This is a genomic window from Gilliamella apis (assembly GCF_030758615.1).
In the GTDB taxonomy this organism is placed as follows: Bacteria; Pseudomonadota; Gammaproteobacteria; order Enterobacterales; family Orbaceae; genus Gilliamella; species Gilliamella apis_A.
The window spans coordinates 2,014,953-2,028,500 of record NZ_CP132381.1 but is presented as its reverse complement, the minus strand read 5'-3'; the positions used below and the strand labels follow the sequence as shown (position 1 = coordinate 2,028,500).

The window sequence follows — 13,548 nt, the reverse complement described above, 5'->3', positions numbered from 1 at the left end:
GGATAAGTTATCCCTTATTTATATTGATAAGTTATTACTTCGCAGATTCGGTTTTATGTTGGTCATAGTTAAAGGTAAAATAAAACACTATACCTAAAACTAATGCATAAGCTGCAAAACTTAACCATATTGAGTGCCAATCTTTTAATCCATCATGTGTATTGATATCAACCACAATACCACTAATAAATGAACCTATAATAGCACCGATACCATTAACCATGGTCATAAATAACCCTTGGGCACTAGCACGTATATTAGCATTAACTTCTTTTTCAATAAAGATGGATCCTGAGATATTAAAGAAGTCAAATGCACAACCATATACAATCATTGATAGCATCAATAATACAAAACCAAATGGTGTTGGATCACCAAAGGCAAAGAAGCCAAATCTAAGTGTCCAGGCAATTAAGCTGATCATGATGACTTTCTTTATGCCAAATTTATTAAGAAAATATGGAATAGTCAAAATAAAAGCAACTTCTGCCATTTGCGAAACAGATAATAATATCGCTGGATGTTGAACAATTATGCTGTCTTGAAATTCGGCAATTTTGCCAAAATCTTTTAAAAATGCACCACCAAAGGTATTAGTGATTTGTAATATAGCACCTAATAACATCGAAAACAGAAAAAATATCAACATTACTGGTTTTTTAAATAACACAAATGCATCTAAACCTAAACGTGAAATCCATGATTGTTGTTGGTTTTTGGTGATTTCAATATTGGGTAATGTCGCACTATAGATAACTAAAATAATGGAAGCCGCACAAGCAATATAGAGTTGAGCATTGCTTATATCGAATTTTAGTAAACTTATGGTCCACATTGCGATAATAAAACCTACCGTTCCAAAAACACGGATTTTTGGGAAAACCGTAACAGTGTCTAAATTACTTTTATCTAAACAGTGATAACTTAATGAATTAGATAATGCTATAGTTGGCATAAAAGCCATTGCATTAACCAGCATCACCCAATACAGTTGATTTGGTGTTGTTACTGAGGCTGCATAAAATAACGCAATAGCACAAATAGTATGACAAAGCATAAATAAGTATTTAGGTGGAATAAATTTATCGGCAATAATACCAATAATAAACGGCATAATTAATGCAGCAAAGCCTTTAGTACTGTAAACCAAACCAACGTCATAACCAGAAAAATGCAACGTATTGATCAAATAAATACCAAAAGTCGTTAACCAGCTTCCCCAAATAAAATATTGGAAAAACATCATGACTTGTAATCTATGTTTTATGTTCATTATTTATATCCAAAATAAAGTGAACTGCTAATATAAAATTATAAAAAATTACTTTTTAGAATTACTTATTAAAAACTAAAAACGAGCAATTGTTTTAGTAATCAATTGTAAGAAAGTTGATTTAACTCGTTCAGCGGTTTCAATAACTTCTTCATGACCTAAAGGTTGATCTAAAATGCCACAAGCCATATTGGTTAAACATGAGATTCCGATGGTTTTAATACCTGAATGATGAGCAATAATTGCTTCTGGTACGGTTGACATACCAACAGCATCAGCACCTAATACTCTGATCATTCTAATTTCTGCTGGCGTTTCATAAGTCGGGCCAGTCCACCATGCATAAACACCTTGTTGTAACGTGATATTAAGTTCTTTAGCAACTTCGCTAACTGTTGCGCGTAATTGTTTATTATATACTTCGCTTACATCAAGAAAACGTACACCTAATTCAGGATTATTCGGCCCCATTAATGGGTTATTAGCGGTTAAGTTAATGTGATCTGTAATTATCATTAAATCACCCGGTTTAAAGCTGGTATTAACCGCTCCACAGGCATTGGTAATGATAAGTTTTTCTACGCCAAGCATTTTCATTACCCGAACAGGGAAGGTAACTTGATCCAATGAAAAACCTTCGTAATAATGAAAACGCCCTTTCATGGCAACAATGGTTTTATCGCCACAGTTACCAATAACTAATTCATTAGCATGACCGACAGCAGCAGATTTGGCAAAATGAGGGATATTGTCATAAGGAATATGTACTGCATCTTCAAGAGTATCGGCAAAAGGGCCTAAACCAAATCCAAGTATAATTCCAATTGTAGGTTTTTTATCTGTTTGTTGTTGAATATAGTTTACTGCTTGTTGTATATCTGCTGTTTGATGCATGACTCTATCCTTTCAAATTTAAGTATACGCTTAATTGATAACACGATTAAAAATCATTATTTAAGAAACTTTTTTACTAATGCTTTAATTTTAAATTCAAGAAAATCATTATGATTATTAATCAGTTATGTAAAATTATTTATAATATCAATAACTGACAATTGATTAAAATTAGAACAATCTTTTAAAAAAGAATATATAATAAAAACAAAGTTGTTCTTATTTTCGGCGTATATTATGATGATCTTCGATAAATAAAGAAAGATGTGAAATAATATATATTGAACTAAATTTATTTTTATATCAAAAAATCAATAAGTTGAATGGTTAATTATTTTATTGGTTATGTAAAATAATTGTTTAGTCTGAATTTATTATTGATAGCTTATTTCTCAGTGATTCGTTCACTATCGGTATAAATTACTCCTTGGGTGTTTCTAAAAAAACCAACTAAAGTTAAATTACTTTGTTTGGCTAGTTCAATTGCCATTGTCGTTGCTGCTGATACGGCAAATAGAATTTCTACACCACAACGAGCTGTTTTTTGTACCATTTCATAACTAGCTCGGCTTGAAACAAGAATTATTCCTTGTATGTTTTGCTTAGTTTCTTGTTGTATTTTTGCTCGATAACCTAACAATTTATCTAATGCAACATGTCTGCCGATATCTTCAAATCCAGCAATAAAATTACCAGTTAAATCCAACCATACAGCCGAATGCGTACAACCGGTTTGTCCCCCAACAGTTTGAACTTGCGTTAGATAATCAAGGGCATGATGAAAATCAGATAAACGGATTTTATCGTTTGATAAAAGAGGTGGAATAAATTGACAAACTTGCTCTATTTGTTCTGTGCCACAAATACCACAACCAGTACGACCGGCTAAATTGCGACGCTTTTCTTTTAATTGCATAAACCGTCTTGACGATAGTTCAATATGGACTTCAATACCTTGTACTGTTTCAATAATATCAATGCTATAAATTTCACTAACTGATTCTATAATTTTTTCAGTTAATGAAAAACCAATAGCAAAATAATTGAGATCTTTTGGGGTTGCCATCATGACGACATGAGAAATACCATTATAAATTAGTGCCACTGGCTTTTCTGTGGCTACCGTATCATCTTCTGATGGTTGCAATTGACCATGTTTAAATTTATTTACATTAAAGTTTTTAATGCCCACTGTCATGGTTTATCTCGTAATAATTGTATGACTAAATCTAGCTATTATTTTAAATATAATAACTTAGCTTAGTATCAATAAAAAGGCCAATATTTAGGTTAGTTGATTTTGTAAGATTCTACCAATGGTTAATCCCATTAGAATTATCATATATTTGTTGTGTTAGAATAAAGCCTATCCAAAATGATTATGCGAGGCAACTTTATGTCATTAAATGAAATTACGCATACGATTATGCAGTTTATTGAAACTCATCAAGTGTGGTCTCTGCCAATTATTTTTTTATTAGCATTTGGTGAATCATTGGCTATCATTTCTTTACTAGTTCCTGCTACAGCAATTTTATTAGGAGCCGGAGCTTTGATTGGAACTGGAGTGATTTCGTTTGTTCCAGTTTTGGTTGCGGCATCGTTAGGAGCTATTATTGGCGATTTAATTTCTTACTGGTTAGGTAAACATTATCATCAACAGGTAATTGCCTCATGGCCATTGAATAAATACCCGAAAATGGTGTTTCGTGCTGAACAGTTTTTTCAGCGTTATGGGACATTTGGGGTGTTTATTGGACGATTTTTTGGTCCTTTGCGGGCAGTCGTTCCTTTGATTGCTGGCACCATGCATATGCCAGCAACAAAATTCAATATTGCCAATGTGGCTTCTGCTCCTATTTGGGCATTTGTCCTATTGGCACCGGGAGCTTTTGGGGTGCCATGGTTAGAAACAATTTTTGGCTAAACTGTGCCAATACTGTAACTTCGGCGGCCACTTTTACGACCAAGCGCTTCTAAGTTCGTTTGTAGTGGTGGAAATGGTAAGGTCAAGTTATGACGTCGATAAGCATCTAAAATGAGTTTATGTATGGCACTGCGTAGTTTCATTCGATGTCCCATTTCTGCCGCAAATACGCGTAATTCAAACAGTTGAATTCCTTCTTGAATATCAACTAAAAAGACTTGTGGTTCTGGATCGTTAAGTACAAATTCACACTCTTCACAAGCTTGTTGTAAAAGTTTCATAACCAGTTCACTATCTGCATCAATGGTTGCTGGTATGGTTAATACTATACGAGTTATTGAATCGGATAAGGACCAGTTGACTAATTGTTCTGTGATAAACGCCTTATTAGGCATGACAATTTCTTTACGATCCCAATCGACAATTGTAATAGCTCGTGTACTAATTTTAGTGATATTACCAGTTAAATCTCGAATCGTAACGGTATCACCAATCCGCACTGGTTTTTCAAACAAAATAATTAAACCGGAAATAAAATTAGCAAAGATCTCTTGCAGACCAAACCCTAGACCAACACCTAGTGCTGCAATTAACCACTGAATTTTTGCCCAATCTATACCAATGAATGAAAAAGCAATCATACAACCTATCATCAAAATAATGTACTTCGATACCGTTGTAATCGCATATCCAGTACCCGGCGCTAAATCTAAATGTTGTAAAATGCCTAACTCAAGTAATGCGGGTAAATTTTTAACCAATTGAACAGTAATGGTCATGACTAAAATAGCGATACATACCGCACCAAGCGTGATATGTTGTTCAATCTCAGTACCATTGATAATGGTACTTGTACCCCAAAGCTTTATATTATTCATAAAGGCAAAAGCCGAATGAAGTTCCGACCAAAGTAAGATCATACTGATTAATGCTATAAGCATAATAATTGATCTGACTAATTGTAATGATTGGGCACTAATCGCATCTAAATCGATAATAGGTTCATCAACACTATCATTGATTGAGTTTATATCTTCTTCGATGCCTTTGGCGCGTTGCATACGCTCTAATCGGCGTTGTTTAGTCCGTTCGAATTCAATACGACGTTTTTGTATCCACATCCAACGGCGAATCATAAAATAGATAACTAACAAGCCAAACCAGATTATGACTGAGGCTTCTAATCTGCCTAATAAAACTTCTGCCGTCGATAAATAACCTAAACAAGCAGCAATAATAGCTAGCCATGGTGCACTTAATAGCATAAACCACAAAATATGACTTAATACGTTATCACCCGAACCTTTCTTATCAATATAAAGAGGAACGCCAGCTCGATGAATTGAGTTAGTCATAAATACTAAAGCAAAACAGAGGATAATAAATGCTATACGACCGATAGTTGCAGCAAATTGGCGATTACTAAACTGATCAAAACTCATCACAACGACAACTAATGGAATCACGACCCAAACAGATAGTTGATAGTATTTCATTGCGTGACGAACATTTTGTTTTGCCCAACCAAAGTGAGTAATAAATAATCCATTTGGAGATGCAAAGTGTGCCGTAATGATGAATACCCACAAAATAGGCGCAGCGGCATTGACACCATAACCTAAAGCAACTGCGACAGGGTAATCCCAATTAATTTGTAGCGCATAACCCAATGCTGCCCACAAAATAGGTACAGGTAATGCCATTATCAATGAAAAAATAATGACTTTTAAAGTTAAAGAATAATTATCTTGAGTGACTTTGCCGACTCGAGTAGCTGATTTATTTAAGAATGTGTTGTATTTGCCTCGCATTTTAAAATGCACATATACAAACATTATCGATAATACTAAAAAAAATAGTGGTTTTGGGGCACTAAGCACTTCTAAACAAGCATTGTAGAGTTGTGATAGTGTATCGATTGAAACGGTGATATACACCACATCTTTGGCTAAGTCTAAAGGAAAACTAAGTGAAATAGGGTTAACATCCGCAACCCAAAAGAAGTAACGATGAGCGGCATCATTAACTTCATCGATAGCATTGGTTAATTGATTATTGGAAATTTTTAATTTAGTTAATTCAAGAATCGTGGTATCAGTTCCTGAAATTAATGTTTTAAGTAGTTCACTTTGTTCGCGTAACAATCGTCGATATTGACTGGCTGATTTAAGATTACTTAAAGCAACGCTTAGTGTTGGATAATTTTCTAAGCCATTTAAGCTATTTGAATAATTAAGTTGTTGTACTTTCGCCTCAGCGATTTCTGCATCAAGTGGTTGTGACTTAGGTTTTTCTGGTAATCGTAATAGTTGTTGGCGCAAAGTTTCACCTAGGGCGGTTGAAAAACTTAACCATTCGCCTTGTTCAGCAAGCGTGGCAAGGGTATTTTGAACATGTGAAATTTGGGTATTAATATTATTTTGTTCATTAATGATGCTGGTTAAATGTGATTTTTGGTACTCCATATTCTGACGAAGATCTTCATTTTTTTCATCAAGTTTAGTGATCACTTCTGCAAGTTGATCTTCATTATCAATAACAGGTATTGATTCTTCAGCTACAGCAAAGCATGAAATAGCAAGTAATATCCAACACAAAAAACCACGCATCAACATAGATTAGATCCTTTCTGCTAGTTTTTGACCTACTCGGGTAATATCACCATGTTTTAGATGGCTATCAAATTCAACAGCGTTGGAGGCAAATAAGGTGATAACGGTTGAGCCTAATTTAAAGCATCCCATATCTTGGCCTTTTGCTAATTTAACTTCACCAGCATAAGTCCAACGTTTCATCACTCCATCACGAGGTGGTGTAATTATACCAGCCCAATTTAATTCAATACTACCAACGATAGTCGCGCCTACCATAATTTGAGCCATTGGTCCAAATTCGGTTTCAAATAAACAAATTACTCGTTCATTTCGGGCAAAAATATTTGGAATGGTTTCAGTTGTTGCTTTGTTAACTGAAAACAGAGAAGCCTGGAACATAAATCATTTCACGTAATATACCATCACAAGGCATATGAAAACGATGATAGTTTTTAGGTGATAAATAAGTGGTAGCAAAAGAGCCATTTTTAAAAAACTTTATCATATCCGGATGACAAGCAAGTAAAGATTCTAATGAGTAAAAATGGCCTTTAGCTTGTAATAATAAATTATCTTGAATATTACCGAATTGACTAATTACACCATCTGCTGGCATGACAATTGAACTTGCCGCAGGATCAATAGGTCTCGCATCTTCATTGAGTTCACGAGCAAAAAAATCGTTAAATGTTGGATAATCTTTAGCATCAGTTAACTTCGCTTCACTTAGATCAATTTTGTATAGCTTACAAAAACCAATAATCATCCATGTTGTGACTTTTCCTAAACGTTTGTTGGCTAACCAACCAAATATAACTGTTAATAACTGTTTAGGTAAAAGATACTGAATTATTGCTTTTAATTGATTTAACATAAATAGCTCTCAATTTATTTACTAAATGAACCATTATATCAATATTTATTATGAAAGTATAAAAACACCACCTTTGTTCTTATTTTGTGGTACAGATCACAAGCATTTTAAAAATTTTGCCAAACTTATTTAACAATGGCCATCGATTAAAAGTGTAAATAAAAATAGTTCACTAGACTGTCTTCATTAGTAAAAGTGAGGGTAGTTATAATGGCAAATAGATATATTGCTGCAATTGATCTAGGCGCATCAAGTGGCAGAGTCATGTTGTCGAGTTATCGATCTCAAACAGGAAAATTAACACTAACTGAGATACATCGATTTAGTAATGGATATAAAAGTGATGGTAAAAATTTTTGTTGGGATTTGACGTACTTAGAACAAGAAATCATAACCGGATTAAACAAAATTATCCAACAAGATATCAAACTCGATAGTATCGGTATTGATACATGGGGGGTTGATTATGTGTTGCTTGATAAACAAGGTCAAATTGTCGGCCCTACTTACTCTTATCGAGATCATCGTACTGACAACATTATGTCAAAAGTACAAGATGACATTGGTCTAGAAAATATTTATCAAAAAACGGGAATTCAGTTTTTAACCTTTAACACACTTTATCAACTTAGGGCAATGATGCTTGAATCACCAGAATGGTTATCACGAGTAACTGATTTTGTCATGATTCCTGATTATCTGATTTACCGATTAACCGGTGTATTAAATCGAGAATATACCAATGCAACCACCACACAACTTGTCAATGTGACGACTCAAGATTGGGATAAAGATTTACTTGATTATCTTGGTATACCACGCAAATGGTTTGGTGATATCAGTAAGCCTGGAAATCAAGTTGGATATTGGAAAAGTGCCAAGGGTGATCATATCCCTGTAATTGCAGTCGCAAGTCATGATACTGCTAGTGCGGTTATTGCTGCACCAATCATCAATTTACATAGTGCTTATTTATGTTCGGGTACTTGGTCATTAATGGGATTAGAATCAAAACAACCACTGATAAGCAAACAAGCATTAAAAGCCAATATTACCAATGAAGGTGGTGTAGATGGTAATTATCGAGTATTAAAAAACATCATGGGATTATGGTTATTTCAACGGGTTTGTGCTGAAAATAACGTTAAAGATATTATTGAATTAATCGCATCGGCAAAACAAGAACAACCCTTTACGTTTCTTATAAATCCCAATGATCCACGGTTTTTAAATCCGGACTCCATGACAGAAACCATTAAACAGGTTTGTTTAGAAAACAGTGGTCAAACGCCTAAAAACCTCGCTCAATTAGTCAGATGTATTTTTGACAGCCTAGCTCATTTATATCGAGATGTATTACACGAATTATCGACACTGAGTGGTAATCCTATTAAGACATTACACATTGTCGGTGGAGGTTGTCAAAATGCTTTTTTAAACCAGTTATGTGCTGACTTATGCAATGTTAATGTCACCGCTGGGCCTATTGAATCTTCGGCATTAGGAAATATTGGCTATCAGTTAATTTCATTAGGTGAAATTGCGGATATTGATGCATTAAGACAGTTAATTTCACAGAATTTTGACACTAAATTTTATCAGCCAAATTTTATTGAAAATTTTTATATTAATTAAGGAGTGCTACATGAACACAATTGAAAATGCTTATCAGATCGCTAAAGCAAGATTTGCTGAAATTGGGGTAGATACAGATGCTGCAATAGCAGCAATGGCAAAATTACCGATTTCAGTTCATTGCTGGCAAGGAGATGATGTTGGTGGTTTTGAAAAGCAAGAAGGTGAATTAACTGGTGGTATTCAAGCAACTGGTAATTATTCAGGTAAGGCTCGTACAGCTGATGAATTAAGAGCAGATTTAGATAAAGCCTTTAGCCTTATACCAGGCCCTAAACGACTAAATCTACATGCTTCTTATTTAGAATCAGATCAAAAAGTCGATCGTAATGAAGTTAAACCGGAACACTTTGCCAATTGGGTCAAATGGGCTAAAAAACATCAAATCGGTTTAGATTTTAATCCAACTTATTTTTCACATCCTTTAAGTAATGAAGGCACTTTAACCCATGTTAATCCAGAAATTCGTCAATTTTGGATAGAACACGGCAAAGCATGTCGTAAAGTATCAGAATATTTTGGTAAAGAATTAGGTACACCTTCTGTTATGAATATCTGGCTACCTGATGGTATGAAAGATATTACTGTCGACAAATTTAGTCCTAGACAACATTTAGTTGAATCATTGGATGAAATTATTCGTGAAAAAATTGACCCAAAATATCATATTGATGCGGTTGAAAGTAAATTGTTTGGTATTGGTCTCGAATCTTATACCGCTGGTTCAAATGAATTTTATTTAGCTTATGCGACATCACGTAAAACTGCATTATGTTTAGACGCTGGGCATTTCCATCCAACGGAAGTGATTTCCGACAAAATTTCTGCCGTTATGCCATTTGTTGAACATCTATTACTTCATGTTAGCCGCCCTGTACGTTGGGATAGTGATCACGTGGTACTTTTCGATGATGAAACGCAAAATATTGCAAGTGAAATCATCCGAAACAAACTATTTGACCGTGTGCATATTGGTCTAGATTTCTTTGACGCTTCTATTAACCGTATTGCAGCATGGGTAATTGGTACTCGTAATATGAAAAAATGCTTATTGAAAGCATTATTAGAACCAACAGAAAGATTAAAAAAATATGAACATGATCGTGATTTTACCTCACGACTCGCATTACTAGAAGAACAAAAATCATTACCTTGGCAAGCAGTTTGGGATCAGTACTGTTTATTAAATGAAGTTCCAGTTGGTGGTCAATGGCTAGATGAGGTTCGTCAATATGAAACAACTGTCTTAACTAAACGATCATAAGGAACATAAAATGCAACAGATTCTTTCTTCTTGGTTTGTAAAAGGAATGATCAAAGCCACTTATGATATGTGGCTAAAAGGCTGGGATGAGCGTAATGGTGGTAATGTCAGTTTAAGGTTACTTGAAAGTGATGTGATCTCTTTTCAAAATGATTTTTATGAAAAACCACGTCATGTATCTTTGACGCAAGATGTCACTAAACTTGCTAACCAGTACTTTATTGTCACTGGATCTGGTAAGTATTTCCGCAATGTCATATTAGATCCTGCTGACACGTTAGCTATTGTTAAAATCGATGAACAGGGCAAAGGTTATTACATCATGTGGGGATTGATAAATGGTGGTTTACCAACTTCTGAACTAGCTGCTCATCTTCAATCTCATATTGTAAGAATTGAGCAAAGCCAAGGAAAAGATAGAGTCATCATGCACTGTCATGCAACTAATTTAATTGCTTTAACATATGTCCTAGAGCTTGATACTGCGGTAATTACCAGATGGCTGTGGGAAATGAGCACTGAATGTTTAGTTGTATTTCCTGATGGTGTTGGTGTGGTGCCTTGGATGGTTCCGGGTAAAGATGAGATTGGTTATGCCACTGCAAAACAGATGGCAAAACATAGTTTAGTTTTATGGGCTTTTCACGGTGTATTTGGAACAGGTCCAACCTTAGATGAAGCTTTTGGCTTAATTGATACAGCTGAAAAATCGGCAGAAGTTTTAGTCAAAGTGTTATCAATGGGAGGCAAACGTCAAACTATCACTTCGGAAGAGTTTAAATTGTTAGCTGAGCGTTTTGGTGTCACTCCATTGGAAGATGCTATAAAACAGTAAAAATTGCTAATAAAAATATAAGGATAAGGATATGGGTAGTTCAATTATTTTAGGCATATTCTGGCACTTTGTTGGTGCTGCTTCTGCTGCTTGTTTTTACGCACCACTTAAAAAAGTAAAAAACTGGTCATGGGAAACCATGTGGTCAATCGCAGGGTTATTTTCTTGGATTATATTACCATGGACAATAAGTTATTTTTTATTACCAGATTTTTGGGCTTACTATGGTTCGTTTGGTTCAGACATATTAATTCCGGTCTTCTTATTCGGCGCAATGTGGGGAGTCGGTAACATTGGTTATGGCTTAACAATGCGTTATTTAGGTATGTCGATGGGAATAGGTATCGCTATTGGGATAACCTTAATCGTCGGCACTCTAATGACTCCAATATTACAAGGTAAATTTGGTGAATTATTGGCCTCGACTGGCGGTAAAATGACATTATTAGGCGTAGTCGTTGCTGTTATTGGGGTTGCTATAGTAACTTACGCCGGCTTATTGAAAGAAAAAACCTTAGGTGTACAAGTTGAAGATTTTAACTTAAAGAAAGGCCTTCTTCTTGCCATCATGTGTGGTATTTTCTCGGCTGGTATGTCATTTGCTATGAGCGCTGCAGTACCTATGCATGAAAAAGCGGCTGAGCTTGGTGTGGATCATTTATACGTGGCACTTCCAAGTTATGTCATTATCATGGGTGGGGGGGCAATTATTAATCTCGGTTTCTGTATATGTCGACTCTGCGTTAAAAAAGACTTATCCTTCAAAAAGGATATCTCTGTTGCCAAAGCCTTATTAATTAGCAATATTCTTTTTGCTATCTTAGGTGGTGCAATGTGGTATCTCCAATTCTTCTTCTATGCTTGGGGGCATGCAAATATTCCAACAGAATATGGCTTTATGAGTTGGATGTTACATATGAGTTTCTATGTACTTTGTGGTGGGATTGTTGGTTTAGCACTAAAAGAGTGGTTTGGTACCGGTAAAAAACCAGTACGTATTCTTTGTATTGGTTGTTTAGTAATCATTGTTGCTGCCAATATTGTTGGTTTAGGAATGACTAGTTAATTAAAAGGAAAACATTATGGCTTATAGAATGATTTTAAATGAAACATCTTATTTTGGTGCAGGCTCAATCAGTCAAATCGTAGATGAAGTTAAAAAACGTGGTTTTAAAAAAGCGTTAGTAGTTACGGATAAAGATCTAATCAAATTCAAAGTAGCAACTAAAGTAACACAATTACTAGATAACAATGGTTTTTCTTATCAAGTATTTGATGAAGTTATGCCAAATCCAACCATTAGTATTGTTCAAAAAGGGGTTGAAGTTTTCAAACAATCTGGTGCAGATTATTTGATTGCGATTGGTGGGGGGTCCCCCCAAGATACCGCAAAAGCTATCGGTATTATCATCAATAATCCAGAATTTGCGGATGTTCGTAGTCTTGAAGGCGTTGCGCCAACTAAAAAAACAGCAGTACCTACGATCGCAATTCCTACGACAGCAGGTACAGCTGCTGAAGTGACCATTAATTACGTAATCACAGATGAAGAAAATAAACGCAAATTTGTCTGTGTTGATCCACACGATATTCCGGCTGTTGCAATTATTGATTCAGATATGATGACAAGTATGCCTGCTAGTTTAAAAGCAGCAACTGGTGTTGATGCCTTAACTCACGCGATTGAAGGTTATATAACTAAAGGGGCGTGGGAATTATCAGACATGTTCCACTTGAAAGCGATTGAAGTTATTTCTCGCTCATTACGTGACTCGGTAAGCGGGATCGCTAAAGGTAGTGAAGACATGGCATTAGGACAATATATTGCTGGAATGGGTTTTTCAAATGTGGGCTTAGGATTAGTTCATGGAATGGCACATCCATTAGGAGCTTTTTATGGTACGCCTCATGGTGTGGCTAATGCCGTCCTTTTACCTCATATAATGGCTTACAATGCTGAATTTACTGGTGAGAAATATCGCGATATCGCCAAAGCAATGGGAGTCGCTTTAACGGAAAACATGACAATCGAACAAGTGAGAAAAGCTGCTGTTAATGCAGTTAAACAACTTAACATTGATGTCGGTATTCCTGCAACATTAAAAGAGATCGGTGTAAAATTAAATGATATTCCTGCGCTAGCCCAAGCTGCTTTTGATGATGTTTGTACCGGAGGTAATCCTCGCGATACTAACGTAAGAGAAATTGAGCAATTATATCATTCTATTTACCAATAAAAATGACACAATGAA

Annotated in this window: 9 protein-coding genes and 2 pseudogenes; 6 read left to right on the top strand and 5 right to left on the bottom strand. The window is 35.2% G+C overall.

Annotated features, from left to right (window positions below):
• Positions 1–34: 34 nt before the first annotated feature.
• The 3 genes from RAM17_RS09315 to fdhD all read right to left on the bottom strand — a co-directional run bounded on the left by RAM17_RS09315 (position 35) and on the right by fdhD (position 3,365).
• Entirely contained in the window at positions 35–1,273 is a 1,239-nt protein-coding gene (locus tag RAM17_RS09315) for a nucleoside permease (protein WP_110447519.1), read from the bottom strand.
• 75 nt (positions 1,274–1,348) lie between these two features.
• Positions 1,349–2,167 carry a purine-nucleoside phosphorylase gene (locus RAM17_RS09310; RefSeq protein WP_306239975.1) on the bottom strand — a complete coding sequence of 273 codons (819 nt, stop codon included), beginning with the start codon at positions 2,165–2,167 and terminating at the stop codon, positions 1,349–1,351.
• A 385-nt stretch (positions 2,168–2,552) separates the two neighbouring features.
• Positions 2,553–3,365 (bottom strand): formate dehydrogenase accessory sulfurtransferase FdhD, encoded by an 813-nt coding sequence (fdhD, locus tag RAM17_RS09305; protein ID WP_110447520.1) that lies wholly within the window; start codon positions 3,363–3,365, stop codon positions 2,553–2,555.
• Positions 3,366–3,563: 198 nt separating this feature from the next.
• On the opposite strand from fdhD, the gene RAM17_RS09300 reads away from it, so the two are divergent.
• Positions 3,564–4,094: a DedA family protein gene (locus RAM17_RS09300; RefSeq protein ID WP_065651821.1), complete on the top strand. Its 531-nt coding sequence runs from the start codon at positions 3,564–3,566 to the stop codon at positions 4,092–4,094.
• On the opposite strand, the pseudogene mscM reads toward RAM17_RS09300, so the two are convergent.
• Positions 4,091–6,574 (bottom strand): annotated as a pseudogene (mscM, locus tag RAM17_RS09295) (miniconductance mechanosensitive channel MscM); the annotation flags it as partial. The gene RAM17_RS09300 and the pseudogene mscM sit on opposite strands and share 4 nt — an antisense overlap.
• 138 nt (positions 6,575–6,712) lie before the next feature.
• Positions 6,713–7,562: pseudogene (gene asd, locus RAM17_RS12590) on the bottom strand (archaetidylserine decarboxylase).
• Positions 7,563–7,787: 225 nt separating this feature from the next.
• On the opposite strand from asd, the gene rhaB reads away from it, so the two are divergent.
• Genes rhaB through fucO form a run of 5 tightly spaced genes read left to right on the top strand, consistent with a single transcriptional unit; the run spans position 7,788 to position 13,533 of the window.
• Complete coding sequence (gene rhaB / locus RAM17_RS09280; RefSeq protein WP_372339528.1) at positions 7,788–9,197, top strand: rhamnulokinase; 1,410 nt, start codon at positions 7,788–7,790, stop codon at positions 9,195–9,197.
• 10 nt (positions 9,198–9,207) lie between these two features.
• Positions 9,208–10,461, top strand: a complete 1,254-nt coding sequence (locus RAM17_RS09275; RefSeq protein WP_306239966.1) for an L-rhamnose isomerase — start codon at positions 9,208–9,210, stop codon at positions 10,459–10,461.
• A gap of 10 nt (positions 10,462–10,471) precedes the next feature.
• A complete protein-coding gene (rhaD, locus tag RAM17_RS09270; protein WP_110447525.1) occupies positions 10,472–11,296 on the top strand; it encodes a rhamnulose-1-phosphate aldolase in 825 nt (274 codons plus the stop codon).
• Between the two features lie 31 nt (positions 11,297–11,327).
• Complete coding sequence (rhaT, locus tag RAM17_RS09265; protein WP_110447526.1) at positions 11,328–12,362, top strand: L-rhamnose/proton symporter RhaT; 1,035 nt, start codon at positions 11,328–11,330, stop codon at positions 12,360–12,362.
• 16 nt (positions 12,363–12,378) lie between these two features.
• Positions 12,379–13,533 (top strand): lactaldehyde reductase, encoded by a 1,155-nt coding sequence (fucO, locus tag RAM17_RS09260; protein WP_110447527.1) that lies wholly within the window; start codon positions 12,379–12,381, stop codon positions 13,531–13,533.
• Positions 13,534–13,548 lie beyond the last annotated feature (15 nt).

What these genes read in the sequence shown, in the direction of transcription:
- RAM17_RS09310 (WP_306239975.1), bottom strand. Translation starts at nt 2,167, where the DNA reads ATGCATCAAACAGCAGATATACAACAAGCAGTAAACTATATTCAACAA.
- RAM17_RS09315 (WP_110447519.1), bottom strand. Translation starts at nt 1,273, where the DNA reads ATGAACATAAAACATAGATTACAAGTCATGATGTTTTTCCAATATTTT.
- fdhD (WP_110447520.1), bottom strand. Translation starts at nt 3,365, where the DNA reads ATGACAGTGGGCATTAAAAACTTTAATGTAAATAAATTTAAACATGGT.
- rhaD (WP_110447525.1), top strand. Translation starts at nt 10,472, where the DNA reads ATGCAACAGATTCTTTCTTCTTGGTTTGTAAAAGGAATGATCAAAGCC.
- RAM17_RS09300 (WP_065651821.1), top strand. Translation starts at nt 3,564, where the DNA reads ATGTCATTAAATGAAATTACGCATACGATTATGCAGTTTATTGAAACT.
- rhaT (WP_110447526.1), top strand. Translation starts at nt 11,328, where the DNA reads ATGGGTAGTTCAATTATTTTAGGCATATTCTGGCACTTTGTTGGTGCT.
- fucO (WP_110447527.1), top strand. Translation starts at nt 12,379, where the DNA reads ATGGCTTATAGAATGATTTTAAATGAAACATCTTATTTTGGTGCAGGC.
- RAM17_RS09275 (WP_306239966.1), top strand. Translation starts at nt 9,208, where the DNA reads ATGAACACAATTGAAAATGCTTATCAGATCGCTAAAGCAAGATTTGCT.